Annotated in this window: 20 protein-coding genes; 11 read left to right on the top strand and 9 right to left on the bottom strand. The window is 58.6% G+C overall.

Translation table 11 applies throughout. The features are described 5' to 3' along the window. Positions 1-38: 38 nt before the first annotated feature. Positions 39-698, bottom strand: coding sequence for a hypothetical protein (locus tag ABL922_RS05200; protein ID WP_349023145.1), 660 nt, complete (start codon positions 696-698; stop codon positions 39-41). A gap of 132 nt (positions 699-830) precedes the next feature. Here ABL922_RS05200 and ABL922_RS05195 point away from each other — a divergent pair, with 132 nt between their 5' ends. After that, positions 831-1871, top strand: coding sequence for a helix-turn-helix domain-containing protein (locus ABL922_RS05195; RefSeq protein WP_349023144.1), 1041 nt, complete (start codon positions 831-833; stop codon positions 1869-1871). A gap of 91 nt (positions 1872-1962) precedes the next feature. Next, the gene (locus tag ABL922_RS05190; protein ID WP_349023143.1) at positions 1963-2784 is read left to right on the top strand and encodes a sterol desaturase family protein; all 822 of its coding nucleotides are present in this window, start codon (positions 1963-1965) and stop codon (positions 2782-2784) included. Here ABL922_RS05190 and ABL922_RS05185 read toward each other — a convergent pair. Further along, entirely contained in the window at positions 2781-3254 is a 474-nt protein-coding gene (locus ABL922_RS05185; protein ID WP_349023142.1) for an SH3 domain-containing protein, read from the bottom strand. The genes ABL922_RS05190 and ABL922_RS05185 overlap by 4 nt on opposite strands. Positions 3255-3363: 109 nt before the next feature. On the opposite strand from ABL922_RS05185, the gene ABL922_RS05180 reads away from it, so the two are divergent. Continuing rightward, positions 3364-4362: a D-glycerate dehydrogenase gene (locus tag ABL922_RS05180; protein WP_349023141.1), complete on the top strand. Its 999-nt coding sequence runs from the start codon at positions 3364-3366 to the stop codon at positions 4360-4362. A 142-nt stretch (positions 4363-4504) separates the two neighbouring features. Further along, a complete protein-coding gene (locus ABL922_RS05175; RefSeq protein ID WP_349023169.1) occupies positions 4505-5773 on the top strand; it encodes an ammonium transporter in 1269 nt (422 codons plus the stop codon). A gap of 13 nt (positions 5774-5786) precedes the next feature. Here the strand turns inward: ABL922_RS05175 and ABL922_RS05170 are convergent, their stop codons facing one another. The 4 genes from ABL922_RS05170 to ABL922_RS05155 all read right to left on the bottom strand — a co-directional run bounded on the left by ABL922_RS05170 (position 5787) and on the right by ABL922_RS05155 (position 9671). Then, positions 5787-6119: a PilZ domain-containing protein gene (locus ABL922_RS05170; RefSeq protein ID WP_349023140.1), complete on the bottom strand. Its 333-nt coding sequence runs from the start codon at positions 6117-6119 to the stop codon at positions 5787-5789. 66 nt (positions 6120-6185) lie between these two features. Then, complete coding sequence (locus ABL922_RS05165) at positions 6186-7589, bottom strand: nitronate monooxygenase (RefSeq protein WP_349023139.1); 1404 nt, start codon at positions 7587-7589, stop codon at positions 6186-6188. 70 nt (positions 7590-7659) lie between these two features. Continuing rightward, complete coding sequence (locus ABL922_RS05160) at positions 7660-8808, bottom strand: glycosyltransferase family 4 protein (protein WP_349023138.1); 1149 nt, start codon at positions 8806-8808, stop codon at positions 7660-7662. 5 nt (positions 8809-8813) lie between these two features. Next, a complete protein-coding gene (locus ABL922_RS05155; protein ID WP_349023137.1) occupies positions 8814-9671 on the bottom strand; it encodes an alpha/beta hydrolase in 858 nt (285 codons plus the stop codon). Between the two features lie 40 nt (positions 9672-9711). On the opposite strand from ABL922_RS05155, the gene ABL922_RS05150 reads away from it, so the two are divergent. The 5 genes from ABL922_RS05150 (at position 9712) to ABL922_RS05130 (ending at position 13989) form a co-directional block, all read left to right on the top strand. Then, a complete protein-coding gene (locus ABL922_RS05150) occupies positions 9712-11097 on the top strand; it encodes a protein adenylyltransferase SelO family protein (RefSeq protein WP_349023136.1) in 1386 nt (461 codons plus the stop codon). A 100-nt stretch (positions 11098-11197) separates the two neighbouring features. Then, positions 11198-12649, top strand: coding sequence for a succinylglutamate-semialdehyde dehydrogenase (gene astD / locus ABL922_RS05145; protein ID WP_349023135.1), 1452 nt, complete (start codon positions 11198-11200; stop codon positions 12647-12649). Between the two features lie 8 nt (positions 12650-12657). Beyond that, positions 12658-13308, top strand: a complete 651-nt coding sequence (gene nth, locus ABL922_RS05140; protein ID WP_349023168.1) for an endonuclease III — start codon at positions 12658-12660, stop codon at positions 13306-13308. A gap of 94 nt (positions 13309-13402) precedes the next feature. Further along, positions 13403-13654, top strand: coding sequence for a DUF465 domain-containing protein (locus ABL922_RS05135; RefSeq protein ID WP_349023134.1), 252 nt, complete (start codon positions 13403-13405; stop codon positions 13652-13654). 2 nt (positions 13655-13656) lie between these two features. Continuing rightward, entirely contained in the window at positions 13657-13989 is a 333-nt protein-coding gene (locus ABL922_RS05130) for a TraR/DksA family transcriptional regulator (protein WP_349023133.1), read from the top strand. On the opposite strand, the gene ABL922_RS05125 is transcribed toward ABL922_RS05130, so the two are convergent. Then, complete coding sequence (locus ABL922_RS05125) at positions 13986-15089, bottom strand: AI-2E family transporter (RefSeq protein WP_349023132.1); 1104 nt, start codon at positions 15087-15089, stop codon at positions 13986-13988. The genes ABL922_RS05130 and ABL922_RS05125 overlap by 4 nt on opposite strands. Before the next feature lie 245 nt (positions 15090-15334). Between ABL922_RS05125 and ABL922_RS05120 the strand changes: the two genes are divergently transcribed. Continuing rightward, positions 15335-15592: a YjhX family toxin gene (locus ABL922_RS05120; RefSeq protein WP_349023131.1), complete on the top strand. Its 258-nt coding sequence runs from the start codon at positions 15335-15337 to the stop codon at positions 15590-15592. 152 nt (positions 15593-15744) lie between these two features. Here ABL922_RS05120 and ABL922_RS05115 read toward each other — a convergent pair whose 3' ends face one another. Next, positions 15745-16635, bottom strand: a complete 891-nt coding sequence (locus ABL922_RS05115; protein ID WP_349023130.1) for an alpha/beta hydrolase — start codon at positions 16633-16635, stop codon at positions 15745-15747. After that, positions 16635-18575: an excinuclease ABC subunit UvrC gene (gene uvrC, locus ABL922_RS05110; protein WP_349023129.1), complete on the bottom strand. Its 1941-nt coding sequence runs from the start codon at positions 18573-18575 to the stop codon at positions 16635-16637. The genes ABL922_RS05115 and uvrC overlap by 1 nt, the downstream gene beginning before the upstream one ends. 45 nt (positions 18576-18620) lie before the next feature. Here uvrC and ABL922_RS05105 point away from each other — a divergent pair, with 45 nt between their 5' ends. Then, on the top strand, positions 18621-19346 hold the full coding sequence (locus tag ABL922_RS05105) for an SDR family NAD(P)-dependent oxidoreductase (RefSeq protein ID WP_349023128.1): 726 nt from the start codon (positions 18621-18623) through the stop codon (positions 19344-19346). The last annotated feature ends 158 nt before the right edge of the window (positions 19347-19504 follow it).

Here is a 19504-nt window from a genome sequence, read left to right as displayed (position 1 = left end):
GACGGATAGCAGCGGCGTTGCCCCAAGTCTTGCGCAAATCACGCTGCGGACAGCACAACATTCATATCGGCAAGCGCACCACCCGAAAGCATCACGATCCTCGGTTTACCATCGGACATATATTGCCAGCGGAATAAACGGATCGCGGTAATATGACCTACCGTTACCGCTCCCATGCGCTTGTGTGAAAGAATGGATGGCAGGTTGTAATCGGCAATCCGGCTCATCGACCATGTGCGGTTCTGCGAACGCAACCAGTCCGCCGTCCCGGCCCAAAGGGCTGCGAATCCGCGGCCTAAACGATGTTCAGGGCGCACCCAAAGCCCTGTATCCCAGCCCGCATCGACGGGCACCGAAAAGCGGACATGGACTTCATCTTCAACGAAAGGCCCGCTGCCGACCCAATTGATCCCAACCAATTGATCATTGGCGTTGAAAGCGCCGAGGCAGATCAGACCCTGCGCAAAGCGTGCAGCTTGAACCGCTTGCGAAACATCGATTTCATGACGCGACAATGCCTCTGCAGTCATCTGCTCTACGCGAAAACCGCGCGGCATTTTAGGCATGCCATCTACCGGCACGGCCACCAGCGTGTATCGATTATATCCAATCACGCCTGCGCGCGCCGCAAAGCGTGCGGCGGCGTATGACATCAGCCCGGCGAGCCCAAGCATCTGCAATGTAGTGGCAGTCGGCAAATACGCTTCCTCTGTTGCGACCCCCATAGCGGCCAAATTGCAAAGAATCGCTGAATGCGTGTTGATACTCGAAAGCCTAGCCGATTCCGAAATCAACTTGTCGTTCTTCCTGTGCTATGTCAGCAACACGCCATGACGATGTTCACGCAAATCGACTTGATGGCGCGCGGTGCTTCGATTGCGCTTTTTGTGCTCTGGAGCTGGATCTTGATGCGAGATCATCGCGAAATGCTCGCGGCACGGATAGCCGTCGCGATGAATGTCGCGATCATGTGCTACATATTGATCGCCGCGAACTGGCAATGGCCCAGCGAACTGGCGCGCATTCCGGTCAACATGGTCGCGGGTTCGGCACCCGCGCTTTTCTGGCTCTTCACACGTGCATGGTTCAATGACGAGAATCAGCTGCCGCGTTGGGGCATCCCGGCTGTTGTTTTGACCGCGCTGAATATCATGGTGATGCAGCTGGCATTTCCATACAAAAATCTGATCTTCTACACGACGTCAGTAATATTCCGGTTCTTCATGTTCGGCTTTGCCGCAGCCGGCCTATGGGAGGCATGGCGCGGGCGCGCGGGCGACTTGGTCGAGTTTCGGCGCAAATTACGCCCGCGCATTGTGGTTGCTGTCGCTATATATGTTATGTTGATCGCTGCTTCCGAAATTGCAGTCTACAGCTATGATGCACCCGACTGGGTTGTCCGCAGCGTTGGCAGCAGTATCGCTGTCATCACCTTGCTATTTTGTGGCGCGATGTTCGGCATGCGCCAAGCCGATTTATTCGGCCCATCGAAAAAGGCTTCATCCGCTAATCACCGCCCTCCCGCGGACGAGGCGCTAACCAAGCGGCTGCTGGCATTCATGCAAAGCGAAATGCCGCATCGCGACGAAGAGATGACAATATCCAAGCTCGCCTCCGCGCTGGGTGAGCAGGAATACCGGCTTCGCCGTCATATCAATGGTGCAATGGGCCACCGCAATTTTGCAGCCTTCCTCAATGGCTATCGTCTCGACGAAGTCAAATCCGCTCTGGCTGACCCCTCCCAGAAAGATGTGCCGATCATCACTATCGCGCTTGATGCAGGCTTTGGTTCGCTCGGTCCCTTCAATCGTGCCTTCCGTGAAGCCGAAGGCATGACGCCCAGCGAGTATCGGGCGCGCGCCACTGGCTGATTCCAGAATCGGCTAGCCAGTTTCGAAAAAACGGGAGTAATCGACGCTGGTAATACGCAGATGGCGATCATCCACTGCCAAGGAATAGATTATGACAACAGGATTTCCTCCCTTCGATATACTGCTCGAAAAAGGGCACTATGTGTTTGCCTTTGATTTCGGGCGCTATCTGATTGCGGCGACGCTGACGGTTGGCATCGTCTGGATCCTTCGGCGATCCAGCCTGAAAGCGCGTAAAATACAAGCGCGCGAAGCGACCGCTTCCGAAATGCGGCGCGAGTTCCTGCAATCGCTCCAATCGGCATTGGTTTACACCTTTGGTGCGGCCTTCCTGATTTGGGGAACGCAGAACGGCATTTTTCAGAAATTTGATGGCAGTTTTGGCTGGGGTGTCGACCTACTGATCCTCGCTGGAATTGTGATCGCCCATGATGCCTATTTCTATTGGGCGCACCGGATGATGCACCATCCGAAACTGTTCAAGCATTTCCACCGCGCGCACCACAAATCGATAACGCCAACACCATGGGCGGCCTATAGCTTCGCAATACCCGAAGCCTTTGTAATGTTCCTGTTCGTGCCGATCTGGCAATTCTTCGTGCCGACTCCGGGCTGGGTGATGTTTGCCTGGCTGAACTTCCAGATCATCCGCAACGCCATGGGGCATGCCGGATTTGAATTTTTCCCGCGCTGGTGGCTGTCTACGCCGCTGACGAGCTGGATCAATACGACGGTTCACCACGACCTGCACCACAATGGTGGATTCAATACGAATTACGGACTCTATTTCACCTGGTGGGACAAGTGGATGGGCACGGAGCACCCTAAATATCATCAAAAGTTCGATGAAGTGGTCAACCGACCACGGGCGATCACAGGTGAAACAAGTTCTCCTAAACCGATTACATTCTAGGGCACTTCCTCGCCCCAGATGCGGTCCGTCTCGATATAGCCAACTCTCCCGGCGATATCGAGGCGGCACCAGCCTTTTTGGCAATCGTCGATACGACCGACGACGCCTTTTTCCACTCGCCACGAAATTCGCGCGGTAGCGGAAGGTGCATCGCGCAGATCGGAAACACCAGGTGCCGTGACGATCGCGGTGCGGTCCGGGCTCAACAAGCGGACATGCATCCAACCCTGATCGCCGTCTGGATCCTCCACTTTGCGCCAGACTTCATGCACAGAAACCACTTTAACCGGAAGAAACTGTCGTTTGTAAACCCATTTGACCGGGAACTCCGTGCTCGGCCCAGTGCGAGTCCGCGCTTCAGGTTCGTCAATCGACGCCCAATAAGGTGTCTTTTTTGTTGTTTGCGCCGATGCACCGCCCCCTGCGACAACCAACGCAACAACAATCAAGGATTTTACGATATTTTGCATATATTCCAGCAACCTGCCGCCCCAATCCATCCCCTATAGTGTAAGCTGTGCCGACAGTTCAAGGGTGATAGCTTGACGTCGCCTTTCTTCGCGCCATAGGGTCGTCTGCATGACCCAGTTTCAACGCATCGAACGCCCGCGCGTCGCCGTCACCCGCAAACTTTTGCCTCAGATTGAGGCGCGCATGGCTGAACTGTTCGATTGCCGTTTCAACGCAGACGATCAACCGATGTCGGCGGATGAAATCGTGGAACTGATGCAAGATGCCGACATATTGGTGCCGACCGTCACCGATCGCATTGATGCGGACTTAATCGCCAAAGCGCCCGCCTCGCTCAAAATGTTCGCCAATTTCGGTGCAGGTGTGAACCATATCGATCTGGCTGCGGCCAAGGCGAAGGACATCCTCGTTACGAATACGCCCGGCGTGTTCACCGACGATACGGCTGATCTCACGATGGCACTGATCCTCAATGTCCCGCGCCGATTGGGCGAAGGCCACCGCCTGATGCGCTCCGGCGAATGGCAGGGCTGGACTCCCTCGGGCATGCTTGGCCACCGGATTGGGGGAAAGACACTTGGGATCATCGGCTTTGGTCGCATCGGTGAGGCGGTTGCCCTCCGCGCGCGCGCTTTCGGGCTCAACATCGTCTATAACAAACGCCACCGCCTGCCTGCGAGTATCGAGGATGAAATGGGCATCACTTTTGAACCCGACCTCGACCGATTGATCGCCAAAAGTGACATCATCACGCTGCACTGCCCATTGACCGCCGAAACCGACAAGTTGATGAGCCGCGAGCGCATCGGGCTGATGAAGCGCGACGCCTATCTGATCAACAGTTCACGCGGCGAACTGGTTGATGAGGACGCGCTTATCGAGGCACTGCAACGTGGGCGGATCGCGGGTGCGGGGCTTGATGTCTATAATCACGAACCAGCCATCGACCCGCGCTTTCTGGCGATACCCAATGTCGTGCTGTTGCCGCATCTGGGTAGTGCGACATTTGAAGGGCGCGAGGCCTCGGGCGAAAAAGTTATCGCCAATATCCGCATTTTCAGCGACGGCCACCGCCCTCCCGATCAGGTGCTCGAAGGCTGGGCGTAATTTCCTGTCGACAAAGCCCGCATTCGCGCAATTAGCAATTGCGAGCGCCCACCCTCTGGCTTAGAGACCTGCCCAAAATAACGACATATCGGGGAGGTTTGCCGTGCGCGGTTCGTTCAAGATTGCTGCATTTTTCAGCACATTGTTGTTTGCATCTGCCGGGTTTGCGCAGGATGTCGTGGCAGAAGCCGTCCCCGACAGCGGCGATACGGCCTGGATACTGACGTCGTCGGCACTGGTGCTGATGATGACGTTACCCGGCCTTGCGCTTTTTTATGGTGGGCTGGTGCGCACCAAAAATTTCCTCTCCGTGCTGATCCAGTGCGGTGCGATTGCGGCAATCACGTCGCTGCTGTGGATCGTGATCGGTTACAGCCTTGCCTTCTCGGCCTCCGAAGGCACGGTGATCGGCAATCTGCAAAATATGATGTTCGCCAACATGTTCGCGATGCGCGATGGGCAAACGATCGGCGAGTTGGTGTTCGGCCTGTTCCAAATGACCTTTGCTATCATTACCCCTGCCCTGATTGTCGGCGCATGGGTTGAGCGCGCGCGCTTCGGCTGGGTGGTGGCGTTCAGCGCGCTCTGGAGCCTTTTGGTCTATGTCCCCGTCGCCCGCTGGGTTTGGGGTAACGGCTTCTTGGCCAATCAGGGCGTGATCGACTTTGCCGGCGGCATCGTCGTGCACACGACCGCCGGTGTTTCGGCATTGGTTGTCGCATTGATGCTCGGCAAGCGCATCGGATTTCCACGCACGCTGATGCTGCCGCACAGCCCGGCGCTCACCGTCGCGGGTGCAGGTCTGCTGTGGGTGGGCTGGTTTGGTTTCAATGGTGGATCGGCGCTGGCCGCGAATGATGACGGCGCGGCAACCGCGATCATCGTCACCCATCTTGCAGCATCGGTCGCAGCGCTGGTCTGGATGCTGCTGGAGAAGATCAAGGTCGGCAAGGCAACAGCCGTCGGCTTTGCGACCGGCGCAGTCGCTGGCCTTGCAACCATAACGCCCGCATCTGGTTCGGTCGGACCGCTCGGCGCCATCATCCTTGGCGTCCTCGCAGGTGTGGTCTGCTTTTACGCGGTGCATCTGGTCAAAGGCAAATTGCAGATCGACGACTCACTCGATGTATTCGCGGTGCATGGCGTGGGCGGGATCATGGGTTCGATCCTGCTTGCGATCCTGGTCGCACCAACCTTTGGCGGCAATGGCTATGCAGAAGGAATGGCAATGGGCAGCCAGTTGTGGGCGCAGATCAAGGGCGTCGGCATTGTGGGCGTCTATTCCGCCGTCGTGACACTGATTATCGGCTATATGGTTGCGATGGTGATCCCGATGCGCGTCAGCGAAGAGCAGGAGCGCGATGGCCTCGATATTTCAAACCACGGCGAAAGGGCGTGGGATCTGGATTGAGCGCAATTAGCGCTCAGTCAAAGACCAGCGTCAGCGACCGGAAGACATCACGCTCAAGCGGTTCGTCAAAGCGGCAGCCCAGTTTGCCGCCGTCGCACCAGACGGTGCTGGCCGCAATCGCTTTGCCACCCGCGAAGCGCAGCCACAGTCGCTCGCCGGTCTTGAACTCACCATCGACCGAAATGCGGCAGCCATAGACCGAGAGGTCGTCCAGCTCGGCATCTGCTGGCTGGCGGCCATGCCCTCTTATGCTTGCGCGCTTTATGGCGACCGGATGGCGCACGGCTCCACGCTGTTCAAGCCGTGCCGGAGCTACCTTGCGATAGGCAGATGTTGCTAAACCCATACCCTGTTCCCCACTAGACCGAAGTCTAAGGGAACAAGGTCAACGATTGGTAAATGTAAACGCAGATCAATCGCCGGTCAGGATGCGATCAACCAGCTGCTTCACCGTCGGCACGAAGCCATTGGAATAAAAGGGATCGCGCCCAAATTCATAGGCCGAATGCCCGGCAAACATCAGGTTTTCGTCGATCGGCGCACCATGCGCGATATTCTGCAGCGCCTTTTGGATGCAGAAACTGCGCGGATCGGCGAGGCGCCCGGTCGTATTATTCTCATGGTCTTTCCATGACGAAAAACCGCAATGTGACAGACAGCCCATGCAATCGGTTTGATCCTTGCGGATAACGGCACCTTCGTCGGGCTTGACGAAAATCACCGTATTGTCCGGCGTTTTAAGCGCCATCGTATAGCCGCGCGCATCCCATTCGCGCGCGCGCTGCAGATCATGCGGGGTTACCCAGAAATTCTTGCCGCGCACCCCGACATCAAGCGTCGCGGTGTGATCGCCCGCCTGTTCGGTCGAATAAGGTATCTGCCGTTCCGACCGCGCCTGCAATTGGCGCAGGAACGGGTTGATGACAGCACTCGAATAGAAACCGGTGGGCGAGAATTTGTGCAGCAGCACACCGCCTTCGGGAATCTTGGTCAGATGGTCTTTCCAACCCTGCGGGATCGGGCTTTCCTGCGTCAACAACGGCCGCGTGCCATATTGGAAGGCGATCTGCCCTAGTTCGGGATTGTCGATCCAATTCTCCCAATCGCGCAGATACCAGACGCCACCCGCCATCACGATCGGCAGTTCGTCAGGGATGCCTTCCTGCCGCATCGTTTCGCGCAACGCCTTGACGCGCGGATAGGGATCTTCGGGCTTGGTCGGATCTTCGGCATTGGAGAGGCCATTATGGCCACCCGCGAGCCAGGGATCTTCATAGACCACTGCACCCAGCCATTCGGGCACCTTGTGATAGGCGCGTTTCCACAGCGCGCGAAAGGCGCGGGCGGAGCTGATGATCGGTAGATAATAGACGCCATATTGCGCAGCAATTTCGGATAGCTTGTACGGCATCCCTGCACCACAGGTAACGCCGGTGACCAGCCCCTTGGTCTGTTCAAGGATGCCGTGCAGGATGCGCTGCGCACCGCCCATTTCCCACAGCACGTTGATGTTGACCGCACCGGTGTTGCCCGCAATATCATGCGCGCGCTTGACCTGCGCGATGCCGCCGCGAATGCCATATTCGACAAGCTCTTCATGACGCTCTGCGCGGGTTTTGCCAAAGAAAACCTGCGGGATCATGTCGCCATTATCGTCATAGCTGTCGGCATTGACGGCAGAGACAGTACCGATACCGCCAGCGGCGGCCCACGCGCCCGAGCTGGCATGATTGGTTGCAGCAACGCCCTTGCCGCCTTCGATTAGCGGCCAAACTTCGCGGCCACCATAAATAATGGGTTTCAGACCCTTAAACACTCAAGCTACCCCTATCAATTTGCGCCAACCGGCGCGCCTTCCCCAATGGCAGATTCGCTAAACGAATGCCTCAATCTTGTCGCGCAAAATCTGCGCGCCGCATCGTTGCACCATAAAGCTGCTGATAGCGTGCCAGCATTTCTGCCTCGCCATATTCGGCCAGCGCGCGGGCATAATTGGCGTGTGCCAGTTCGGTGCGCAATTCCGGATTGTTGCCAATCTCCCGCAATGCCGCGGCAAAGCCCGCCTCGTCATTCCGATCGACAATGAACCGCCGGTTTTCGCGCGAAACCATCGCGGCGACATCGCCTACCTTGGTTGACACAACCGGCCGCGCCGCCGCCATAGCCTCGACCAGCGAGATCGGATATTGCTCACTGTCGGACGACAGCGCAAAAATGTCGAAAAGCCCGACAAAACGCGCAGGGTCTTTGAGGAAGCCGGGCATGATCAGACGGTCGGACAAACCGACCCGCTGCGCCTCAGCCAATATCGCCTCGCGCTCAGGCCCCTCACCCGCAATCGCCAGCCGGAAGTTCGGTCCAGCTGCTGCAACCGCCCGCACCAGCCGCGGCAGGTTTTTGACGGCGCGCAATCCGGCAATCGTGCCGACGACAATCTCGCCATCGCGTTTGACATAGCCAGGAAAGGAACCACGCTGCGGCTTCTTCTCGTAACGATGAACGTCAACGCCATTAGGGAAACGATAAACTTTCTCGGCAGGTTGATGCCACACCTGCTTGGCAATCTTCTCCAGCGTCAACGAAGGCACCACCAGCGCCGCCGAACGCTGCAACGCGATGGTGCGGAACCAGTTGCGTTTCCAGTTCAGCTTTTCCCACTCGTCTTCATTGAAGCCATCCTCATGGTGGATCAGCGGTGGCAGCCCCATGCTCGAACCGAACAAAGTGCGCGCCATCACCCCGTCCATCGCTCCCCAATTATAACTGAGCACCAGATGGAATTTCTTCATATATTGGGCCAGCTTGCGATAGCGCCCCATGCCCGGCCGCCCGTGCAGCGCCGGAGCAGCATCGCCCGGAAAGGTGACCTCGATCCTGCGATCTATCGCCTCGCGCGCGCCCAAGGCATCTGGAACGGCGCTCAGCACCGTATGCATCGCCTTGTCGCCAAAATGGTTCATCAGGCGCACCGCACGCGCCTCTTTGCCGCCAAGATCGAAGCTGCTGAAAAGATGGAGGATACGGACTTTGGACATTGTTCTTATTTGATAGTTTTCAGAAAATCGGAAATCGCCGACAGCGCTTCAGGTTCATCCAGCGAGGGTGCATGACCGGTGGCGTTGACGGTGACGAGCGTCGCCTGCTTCGACTTCTTCACCATCTTGGCAGCGGTTGCCTTTTCAAGAATATCTGAATTCTCACCGCGTATCACCAGCAAGGGCACTTCTTCCAGCATGGCGAACAAGGGCCAGAGATCAACCCCTGCTTCACCGCCGGGCAGCTTGAAGGGTTCGGAAATCTTCATGTCATAATCGAACACGATGCGCCCGTTCGACGCCAGTTTGCAGGTGCGCTTTGCAAAGCGCAGCCACTCTTCCAGCCCATAGCCCGGATAGATATCGCCTTGCGCCTCTGCCATCGCGCGGGCGGCGTGCATCCAGGTTTCGAAACTACGCCCCTGCCCGACATAGTTGCGGATACGCTCCGCCCCGGCCTTGCCGATTTCGGGGCCGACATCGTTCAGGATAAAGCCCGCGAGCCGGTCTTTCCATTGCGCCGCGAGCAGCATCGACACGATCCCACCGAGCGAGGTGCCGCACAGGACGAACTTCTTCAGATCCAGTTCGCGCAGCAGGACATCCATATCCTGCGCATAGGTCAGCGGGACATAGGTCATCGGATCCTTGGCATAGGCACTTTCGCCGCGGCCACGGAAGTCGATCGCCAGCATACGACGCTTTCCGCCCAATAATGCCGCCACCGGTTCGAAATCGCGGGCGTTGCGCGTCAGGCCGGGCATGCAGATCAGTGGTGCACGGGTAACCGGCCCAGCATAATCCCGGTAATGCAGCCGCAGCTCGTCGCCCGACCACCAATAGCCGTCTTCAAATTCGGCCATGCTTGCCTTTCCTGCCCTATGCCCCCAGACATTGCGGACGATGAATGTGAATCCCTCCCCCGCCCCCTACCGCGCCGATCCGAAAATCACCAGCCTTGGCGACAAAATTGGTGATCCGGTGCGGCCTGCCGACTTTCCTGATGCCATATTGCGGTATCGCAATGATCGCTGGGCGGCGACGGTCGGGCTCGACAGGCTGAATGATGCCGAATGGATCGAACATTTCGCCCGGTTCAAGCCGCTGCCCAACAACCTACCGCAACCGCTGGCGCTGCGCTATCATGGCCACCAGTTCCGAGTGTACAATCCCGACATTGGCGACGGACGCGGTTTCCTCTTCGCGCAATTGCGGGACCATCAGGGGCGGTTGCTTGACCTTGGCACCAAGGGGTCGGGGACCACCCCCTATAGCCGCGATGGCGACGGACGTCTGACATTAAAGGGCGCCGTGCGCGAAATATTGGCAACCGAAATGCTGGAGGCTTTGGGCGTTGAGACCTCCAAAACCTTTTCGGTGATAGAAACCGGGGAGGATCTGGCGCGCAATGACGAACCTTCGCCGACCCGCTCTGCCGTATTGGTGCGTCTCAACCACAGCCATATCCGCATCGGTGCCTTTCAGCGACTGGCCTATGAAGACGACACCGGGATGGTCGATCGGCTGACGCGCTATGTCCTCATCCACCTGTACGAACAGGAACCCGGAGAGAACCCGGCGGCTCAGCTGCTCAACGGCGCTGTAGAACGGATTGCGCAACAAGCCGCCAGCTTCATGGTCGCCGGATTTGTCCACGGCGTGCTCAACAGCGACAATATCAATGTGACGGGGGAAAGCTTCGATTACGGCCCCTGGCGCTTCAACCCGAATTGGGACCCGCGTTTCACCGCCGCCTATTTCGATCAGCAGGGGCTCTATGCCTTTGGTAGGCAGGCCGAGGCTATGCACTGGAACCTTGCGCAACTGGCGATTTCATTGCGCCTGATCAGCGAAGCCCCGCCTTTGGTCGAGGCACTCGAACGCTTTCCAGCCTTGTTTCAGGCGGCGATCGTTGAGCGCTTCCTGTGGCGACTTGGAGTCGTGTCCAAGGGCATCGAAACCGACCGTGCGCTGGTCGAGGCTGGCGAGCGGGCGATGATTGATGCAGCGATTCCGATTGCAGATTTCTTCCACTATCATCGCGGCGGAATGCTTCCAAACCGGGGCTATGAGGGCGAACGCTATTCCGCTTTCACCGAAATTCTGAGCCAGTTTGGACCCGCGACATCGACCCCGTCAACTTACTGGGCGGAACACGCACCTTGTTCGATGCTGATCGAAGAGGTTGAGGCGATCTGGCAGGCGATTGCATCAGACGACGACTGGGCACCGCTTTCGCAGAAAATCGAAGCTATTCGCACATTTGGCGCCGCGCTTCGAAACGGGTGATTTTACATCCCGAAAGTCGGTATATTTACTTGATATAAAGCCGGATGCGGCAAACTATGGTAAATGGCCATGAAATGATTGCGTAAGGGCAAGTTTGAATTTGACGGAACTGGTATCCTACGAACCCGCGACCGGGGCCGAGCTGTGGCGCGGCGCGACCAGTGATGTCGATGCGGCTGTGGCTGCCGCAAGGGGGGCCTGGCCCAATTGGGCTGCCGCCCCGCTGAGTGACAGGATTGCGTTCGTCCGTTCGTTCGGCAGCCGGGTGAAGGCCGATCTGGAAAGCTTTGCCGATTGCATCGCACGCGAAACCGGCAAGCCGTTGTGGGAAGCGCGCAACGAGGTCGAATCTGTCGTCAACAAGGTCGACATCTCGGTCAAAGCCTATGCGGACCGCACGTCGCAACGCCGCTTTGACGGCAAGCCCGGAACGCGCAACGCCGTTCGCCACAAACCGCATGGCGTGCTCGCAGTGCTTGGTCCCTATAATTTCCCTGCCCATTTGCCCAACGGCCATATCGTTCCGGCCCTGATTGCTGGCAACGCGATAGTGTTCAAACCAAGCGAGAAAACACCTGCGGTCGGCGCGATGCTGATCGACTATTTTCGCAAGGCCGGGATTCCGGACGGGGTCGTCAATATCGTCCAAGGCGGGCCCGACACCGGAAAGGCCCTTTCGGGTCATGCAGGACTGGACGGGCTGCTGTTCACCGGCTCCGCGCAGACAGGCATAGCCCTCAACCGCCAATTTGCATCGCGCCCGGACAAGATATTGGCGCTGGAAATGGGCGGGAACAATCCGATCATCGTGTGGGATACGCACGATCTGCACAGCGCCGCCGTGCTGGTCGTTCAATCCGCATTTCTGTCGGCGGGCCAACGCTGCACCGCCGCGCGGCGATTGATCATCAAACAGGATCTCTACGATCTTTTCATTCCCGAACTGAAGCGGCTGGTCGACCGGTTGGTGATCGATGAACCGCATGCCGAAGTGCCGCCGTTCATGGGGCCTGTGATTGATAACGAGGCCGCCGATGGCCTGACCGAAAGCTTTCTGGCGCTGATGAGCCATGGCGGTCGCCCAATCCGGCACATGACCCGGCCGCAGCCGCAACGGCCCTTCCTTTCGCCGGGTATCATCGATGTCACCGATATGCGCGAGCGGCCCGATATCGAGCTGTTCGGCCCGCTGTTACAGGTTATTCGCGTTGCTACATTCGACGAAGCGATTGATGAAGCCAACAATACCCGCTTTGGCCTGTCTGCCTCATTGGTCGGCGGGACGCCGGAGCAATATAACGAGTTTTGGGCAAACAGCCGGGCTGGTGTCGTCAACTGGAACCAGCCGACCAACGGCGCGTCCTCCGCCGCCCCCTTTGGCGGCATCGGCCTATCGGGTAATCACCGCCCCAGCGCCTATTATGCCGCCGATTATTGCGCCTTTCCGGTGGTTTCGGCGGAGGCCGATGTCCCGAGGGCAATGATCGGTATTGGCCTGCGCGATGATAGCGTCGCTTTTTCCGATGACAGCGCGACAGAATCCGCCAAATAGTGGCGGCTATGAAAAAGGCGGATATTTTCGAATTCTACCGGCGGTTGGCTGAGGATAACCCCTCGCCAGAAACCGAGCTGGAATATGGCAACGACTATCAGTTGCTGGTCGCGGTGGTGCTATCCGCCCAGGCGACCGACGTCGGTGTGAACAAGGCGACGCGGAAGCTGTTCGAAAGCGTGAAAACGCCGCAGCATATGCTCGATCTGGGCGAAGACGGCCTGAAGCAGCATATCAAGACCATCGGCCTGTTTAACGCCAAGGCAAAAAATGTGATCGCGCTGTCCGAAATATTGGTGCGCGATCATGATGCCAAGGTTCCGGCGGATCGCGATCTGCTCGAAACCTTGCCGGGAGTCGGGCGAAAGACCGCCAATGTCGTGATGAACACCGCATTCGGCGCCGAAACCTTTGCCGTCGACACCCACATCTTCCGCGTCGGCAACCGCACCGGCCTTGCCAAGGGCAAGACGCCGCTTGCAGTCGAAAAGCAGCTCGACAAGAAAACTCCAGCCCCGTTCCGCCTGGGCGCACACCACTGGCTGATCCTGCATGGCCGCTATGTCTGCAAGGCCCGGACACCCGAATGCTGGCGTTGTGCGGTCGCCGATTTGTGCAGCTTCAAACCCAAAAGTGCGGCACCAAAACGCAAATCCTGACCCGCAGGGTTCAAGCCTTTGATCTTGCGCAAAGCGCAGAAGCAAAAACTGCGCCATACTGGCCTTTGTTGAACCAGAACATAAAGGACAGAAAATGACCCATGTTTCGCACGAACTGCATGCCGAATTTCCCGAAGATGCCGAAATCCTGCACGGATTGAAAGTCAGCGACCCGCACTTTGCCAAGCTCGCCGACCATTATCACGATCTCAATCGCGAGATTCACCGCATCGAAGCAGGGATCGAACCCGCGTCCGATGCACGGGCGGAAGAACTCAAAAAAGAACGGCTGTCGATTCTCGATCAGGTTTCAGCTATGATTTCTGCGGCAAAGGCAGGAGCATAAGCATGACCGATCTTAAAAGCGTCAAAGCCGGATTGGAGGCAAGGCTGGCGGAGCTCGAAGCGCGCGCAGCGCGTATCGAGGCTGATCTGGCCGAACCCCTGAGCGCCGATTTTGCCGAACAGGCAACCGAACGCGAGGATGACGATGCACTGGAAGGTCAGGATGCCCTGCTCGGACGCGAAATCGTTGCGGTTAAGGCAGCCTTGGCGCGAGTGGACGTCGGAAGCTACGGCGAATGTACGCGCTGTGGCGAAGATGTCGGCGAAAAGCGGTTAGAGGCTTTTCCCGAGGCCGCTCTGTGCATCAATTGCGCCCGCGAGGTTGAACAGCACTAGCTGATGCTATGATTGGCGACGGCCCTGTTTTCGGTGAAAATTTCCCACGCGGAAATGAACATTGCCGCAACGACGGGGCCGACAATCAATCCGTTGATACCCAGCACGCTCAATCCGCCCAGCGTTGAAATCAGCACAACATAGTCGGGCATTTGCGTGTCTTGCCCGACGAGTATCGGGCGCAGGACATTATCGACCATGCTGATCACGAAAATGCCCAGAAGCAACAACGTCACGCCTTCCCAAACGCTTCCGGTTGCCAGCAAATAGATCGAAACCGGCACCCAGATGATGCCGGTGCCTACGGCAGGGATCAGCGAGAACAAACCCATTACTACACCCCAAAGCACGGCGGCCCTTATGTCGAGAAATGCAAAGATTACGCCGCCCAAGATGCCCTGAACGATGGCGACCACGATGCTGCCCTTTACCGTCGCACGGATCACGGTGGTGAATTTGTCAAAAAAGGCCCGGCGTTGTTCGGCGCGCATAGGAATGGCTTCGCCAATACGACGAGTGATCTGTCGGCCATCGCGCAGCAGGAAATAGGTGAGATAGAGCATCACGCCCAGAGCCATCGCAAAATTGAACGCGCGCTGCCCAACCGAAACAGCCTGCCCCGCAATGATCTGCACCCCACTTGTCACCAGCGCGCTCGCCTTTGACTGCAGCTCCTCAAAATCAGGGGTGAAATAGCGCCCGGCCATATCCTGCCAGCGCTGTGGGATGACGGCCTGTAGATCCTGCCCCAGCTTGGCGAAGTCGATTTCCTTGGTCTGCACCGAATCATAGGTGCGCAAAGCTTCATCGACCATCAGCGAGCCGACGATGAAGGCGGGAATGATCACCAGCGCGATCACCAGCAACAGCGTGAGCGAGGCGACCGTGTTCTTGCGCGCGGGCATTTTGAGCAGCAACCGGTCGTGCACCGGGGCGAACGCAATTGTCACCACCAGCGCCCACAGGATCGCCCCGAAAAACGGCCAGGCAATCCACGCCATCGCCAGCGACACCGCCAGCAAGAAGCCAACCAGCACGCGATCCTCAAACTGAGTGTTCGCCGGAGTGGCCGTTGGCTGGGGCTTGGACTTGTCGTTCATAGCGTGAGGACTAACGCCTAATCAGCCCGATGTCATGCGCAGAGTTAGGCGGATAATACAGCTTGGCTCTTTGCCGCGGGGTAGTTCGATGTTATTTCACCCGCGAATCCGTTGAGGGAATAATGCAAGAGATTGCCATCCGTTGATCCGGCGCGCGTGACCAGTTCACGCTGACCGCCGACCGTGAAGTCCGAAGCGCACAACGCGTTCCGGATGAATTTCCGCGTTCAACGGACAGGTTTTCCATGAATGTTTCAAAATATGAACAGCGCGTGCTGCACGCGCTGGCGCAGGGCGGTTCGATCATCCACCGCTTTGACGACAAAGGCCGCATCATCGAAGTCGACTGCATGAACCGCGATGGCTGGCGGTTGGGCGATTGCACCATTGCGGTTTTCCAGAAGCTGCGGCGCAAAAGGCTGATCGCCAGCGCAGGCGGCGCACCCTATCGTATTACACGAGAGGGATTGCGGGCTGTGCGGGGGCAGTTGGATAATAGGTGAATGATCCTCCCCATCAACTTGCGATGGGGAGGTGGCATCGCGCAGCGATGACGGAGGGGAATTGCAACGGCCGTTAGGCGGGCTCACGCCCGCTACCCCTCCACCACCTTCGGTGGTCCCCCTCCCCATCGCAAGTCGATGGGGAGGATTGGTTAGTTCGTCGAGGATGCATGCCCAGCAATCAGCCCGACCATGCGGCCCACCTGCGATGGCGGCAGGTCGTGGGCCATTTCGTCGATAATCTCCAGCCGCGCATCGGGCACATGGCGGGCAATGTCGATACTGCCATCCTTGGGAACCAGCGGATCGGCACCGCCATGGATGACCAAGGTAGGCGTGCTGATCGTTTTCAAACGCTCGACCCGGCTGCCATCAGCAATGATCGCCAGCAACTGGCGTCTGGTGCCAATCGGATAATAGCCCCGGTCAAAGGCCTGCCCGGCCATTTCGGCATGGGCATTTTCCGGGCGGGCAGGATCGGGATAGGAAAAAGACTTCACCAGCTCCGCCCCAAAGGCGACCGCCGCATCACGGTCGGCTCCCGATGGACGGTTTGCCATCATCCCCCGACGTATATCCGCACGTGGGCCGGGCAATCCCGGTGCACCGCTGGAGGACATGATCGATGTCATGCTCAACAGCCGTTCGCGGTGGTTTGCGGCCATCAGCTGCACAATCATCCCGCCCATCGACGCACCGACGACATGCGCGCGCTCGATCCCAAGCGCATCAAGCAGCCCGATCCCGTCCTTCGCCATATCGGACAGCGTATAGCCCACGCCCAACGGCAGGCCGAAACGCGCCTTCAACATCGTCCACACCAGATTGGGCGTCGCCGCCTGCTCCATCCGCTGCGACATGCCGACATCGCGATTGTCATAGCGGATAACGCGAAAGCCCTCGCCAACAATGCCCTGAACAAACTCGTCCGGCCAGGCAATCATCTGCGCGCCCAGCCCCATGACGAGCAGGATAGCGGGTGCGCCGGTTGGGCCGTGGTCTTCGTAATGTAGTTCAATTCCGTTGGCTGAAATATTGGGCATTATTCGCCTCCCCCATGATAAAAATCATACACCGTCTGCGCCACTGCAGCTGACACCCCCGGCGCCATCTGTAAATCCTCAAGGCTCGCTGAACGCACCGCGCGGGCGGTGCCGAAGTGGAGTAGCAGCGCCTTTTTGCGCGAAGGGCCGATGCCGGGCACTTCGTCGAGCGGGCTCGCGGTGATCGCCTTGGCGCGCTTGGTGCGGTGGGCGCCGATGGCATAGCGGTGCACCTCGTCACGCAGGCGTTGCAGGTAAAACAGCACGGGCGCGTTCACCGGCAGGGTCAGCTCGCGGCCGTCGGGGAAGTGGAAAACCTCGCGCCCCTCGCGGCCATGATGCGGGCCTTTGGCGATGCCGATATAGGGAACATCCTCTATGCCGAGGCGTTCGAACACCTCGCGCACCGCGCTCACTTGCCCTTTGCCACCGTCGATCAGGACGAGATCGGGCCATTCGCCCTTCTCGCGATCCGGGTCCTCTTCCTGCGCGCGGGCAAAACGGCGCTCGAACACTTCGCGCATCATCGCGAAATCATCGTCGGTGGCCGCCTGCTTGATGTTGAACTTGCGGTACTGCCCCTTGATGAAGCCTTCCGGCCCCGCGACCACCATCGCGCCGAGGGCATTGCTGCCCTGAATATGGCTGTTGTCGTAAATCTCGATGCGCTGCGGCGGCTCGGCCAATTCGAAGAGTTCGGCGACCTCGCGCAACAGCTTCCCTTGCGTGGTCGTCTCCGCCAGCCGCCGGTCGAGCGCCTCCTCGGCATTGCGCTTGGCCTGTGCAACCAGCCTTGTACGGTCGCCACGTTGCGGGACGGCGATCTCGACCTTGCGCCCTGCCCGTTCGCTCAGCGCCTCGGCGAGCAAATCGGCCTCGGGCAGTTCACGGTCGAGCAGCAGCAACCGCGCGGGCGGCACTTCTTCGTAAAATTGCGCGAGCACCAGCGTCAGCACTTCTTCGTCGCTGCTGTCCTGTGTGTGTGCGGGGAAGAAGGCGCGGTGGCCCCAGTTCTGCCCGCCGCGGATGAAGAAAGCCTGGATTCCGATCACACCCTGCTTATGCGCCATCGCAAAGATATCAGCATCGCCAATCCCCGCCGCGTTGATCGCCTGCGAGCCCTGAATGAAGGTCAGTGCCTTCAACCTGTCGCGCACCATCGCCGCGCGTTCGAAATCGAGCGCTTCTGCAGCGCCCTCCATTTCCTTCGCCAGCTTGGCCTGCACCGCGGTCGATTTGCCGCCGAGGAACGCCTTGGCGTCCGCCACCAGCTCGGCATAGCCAGCCTTGTCGATCCGATCGACGCAGGGGGCCGAACAGCGCTTGATCTGATAGAGTAAACAGGGCCGGTCGCGATTGTTGAAGAAGCTGTCGGTGCAACTCCTCAACAGAAACAGCTTTTCAAGCGCATTCAGCGTGACATTGACCGAGCCGGCGCTAGCGAAAGGCCCGTAATATTCACCCTTATGCCGCCGAGCGCCGCGATGCTTCTGGATGCGCGGGAAATCATGGTCGGCGCGCAGCAGGATGAAGGGGAAGCTTTTATCATCGCGCAGCAGCACGTTGTAAGCGGGGCGATAGCGCTTGATCAGCTGCGCCTCAAGCAACAGCGCCTCGGCTTCGCTGTTGGTCGTGACAATCGTCATGCTGCGCGTCAGCGAAACCATCCGCCGTAGCCGGTTGGGCAGCCGGTCAACCTGCGTGTAATTGGTGACGCGGTTCTTGAGCGCCCGCGCCTTGCCCACATAAAGCACATCGCCGCGCGCATCGTGCATACGGTACACGCCGGGCTTGGTCGGCAGCGTTTTCCAGACATTGCGGATCGCGGCGACCCCGCCCTCTAAATCAGGCTGGTCGGCGCCGCGCACGGCATAGGTCTGCGCCTCCTCGTTAAAGCGAGAAGCCGAGTTGGGCTGGTCTGGACGGTCGGCCTTTGACATCTAGTTTCAAAATGCTACTTAAATTGGATCTGAGGAGGACATTAGATGCAAGTTTCGGGAAAGACCATATTGTTGACCGGTGGCACCGACGGCATCGGGCGCGAACTGGCAGGGCAACTCAAGGCCAAGGGCGCGACAGTAATCGTCACCGGTCGGACGCCAGAGCGGATTGAGGCGGCCAAGTCAGCGGGTTATGAAGTGATTGCAGCCGATCTGTCGTCGAAGGCGGGTGTCGATGCGATCCTTGCTGCGGTTAAGGACCGCGATATCGATATCCTCATCAACAATGCTGGCCTTGGCAGCGACCATGATTTCCGCGAGGCTATGCCGGATCTCGCCGACAATGACCGCTGCATCGCCGCGAACCTCAATGCGCCCATCCACCTGATTACCGGTTTGATGCCCGTGTTGCGCGCGCGACCTGAGGCGATGATCGTCAATGTGACGTCGGGCCTTGCCATCGCGCCACGATCGGGCGGGCCGATCTATTGCGCGACCAAGGCGGGACTGCGGAGCTATACGATGGCGCTGCGCCACCAGTTGCGCGACACTGCTATCCATGTGCTCGAGGTGCTGCCGCCTGTGGTCGAAACCAAGCTGACCGCAGGGCGCGGCGGCAAAAGCAAGATGCCTGCGCCGGAATGCGCGGCCCAGATTGTCGATGCGATCGAGACCAATGCCAAGGAAGCCAATGTGGGAATGACCAAGCTTTTGCGCATCGTCGAAAGCATATCGCCTGCCTTGGCGCGGAAGATTATGATCAATTATTGATGCAAAACCCCTCTCTCCTTCAGGGGAGAGGTGTGAGACTTGCGAGCGAAGCGAGTTAGTCGCAACGGAGAGGGGTTTGGCGCACTCCCCCTCTCAACTTCGCCTAAGCCGCATACGCGGCAAAGGCTTCATATCTCTCCCCTGAAGGGGAGAGAGGA

The organism is Sphingorhabdus sp. (genome assembly GCF_040079335.1).
Classification (GTDB): Bacteria; Pseudomonadota; Alphaproteobacteria; order Sphingomonadales; family Sphingomonadaceae; genus Sphingorhabdus_B.
This window is presented reverse-complemented; position numbering and strand designations above follow the sequence as displayed.

Bases quoted from the DNA above. Each gene is read 5' to 3' on its own strand.
- ABL922_RS05195 (WP_349023144.1), top strand. From the start codon at position 831: ATGACGATGTTCACGCAAATCGACTTGATGGCGCGCGGTGCTTCGATT.
- ABL922_RS05190 (WP_349023143.1), top strand. From the start codon at position 1,963: ATGACAACAGGATTTCCTCCCTTCGATATACTGCTCGAAAAAGGGCAC.
- ABL922_RS05185 (WP_349023142.1), bottom strand. From the start codon at position 3,254: ATGCAAAATATCGTAAAATCCTTGATTGTTGTTGCGTTGGTTGTCGCA.
- ABL922_RS05180 (WP_349023141.1), top strand. From the start codon at position 3,364: ATGACCCAGTTTCAACGCATCGAACGCCCGCGCGTCGCCGTCACCCGC.
- ABL922_RS05170 (WP_349023140.1), bottom strand. From the start codon at position 6,119: ATGGGTTTAGCAACATCTGCCTATCGCAAGGTAGCTCCGGCACGGCTT.
- ABL922_RS05160 (WP_349023138.1), bottom strand. From the start codon at position 8,808: ATGTCCAAAGTCCGTATCCTCCATCTTTTCAGCAGCTTCGATCTTGGC.
- ABL922_RS05155 (WP_349023137.1), bottom strand. From the start codon at position 9,671: ATGGCCGAATTTGAAGACGGCTATTGGTGGTCGGGCGACGAGCTGCGG.
- ABL922_RS05150 (WP_349023136.1), top strand. From the start codon at position 9,712: ATGAATGTGAATCCCTCCCCCGCCCCCTACCGCGCCGATCCGAAAATC.
- nth (WP_349023168.1), top strand. From the start codon at position 12,658: ATGAAAAAGGCGGATATTTTCGAATTCTACCGGCGGTTGGCTGAGGAT.
- ABL922_RS05135 (WP_349023134.1), top strand. From the start codon at position 13,403: ATGACCCATGTTTCGCACGAACTGCATGCCGAATTTCCCGAAGATGCC.
- ABL922_RS05130 (WP_349023133.1), top strand. From the start codon at position 13,657: ATGACCGATCTTAAAAGCGTCAAAGCCGGATTGGAGGCAAGGCTGGCG.
- ABL922_RS05125 (WP_349023132.1), bottom strand. From the start codon at position 15,089: ATGAACGACAAGTCCAAGCCCCAGCCAACGGCCACTCCGGCGAACACT.
- ABL922_RS05120 (WP_349023131.1), top strand. From the start codon at position 15,335: ATGAATGTTTCAAAATATGAACAGCGCGTGCTGCACGCGCTGGCGCAG.
- ABL922_RS05115 (WP_349023130.1), bottom strand. From the start codon at position 16,635: ATGCCCAATATTTCAGCCAACGGAATTGAACTACATTACGAAGACCAC.
- uvrC (WP_349023129.1), bottom strand. From the start codon at position 18,575: ATGTCAAAGGCCGACCGTCCAGACCAGCCCAACTCGGCTTCTCGCTTT.
- ABL922_RS05105 (WP_349023128.1), top strand. From the start codon at position 18,621: ATGCAAGTTTCGGGAAAGACCATATTGTTGACCGGTGGCACCGACGGC.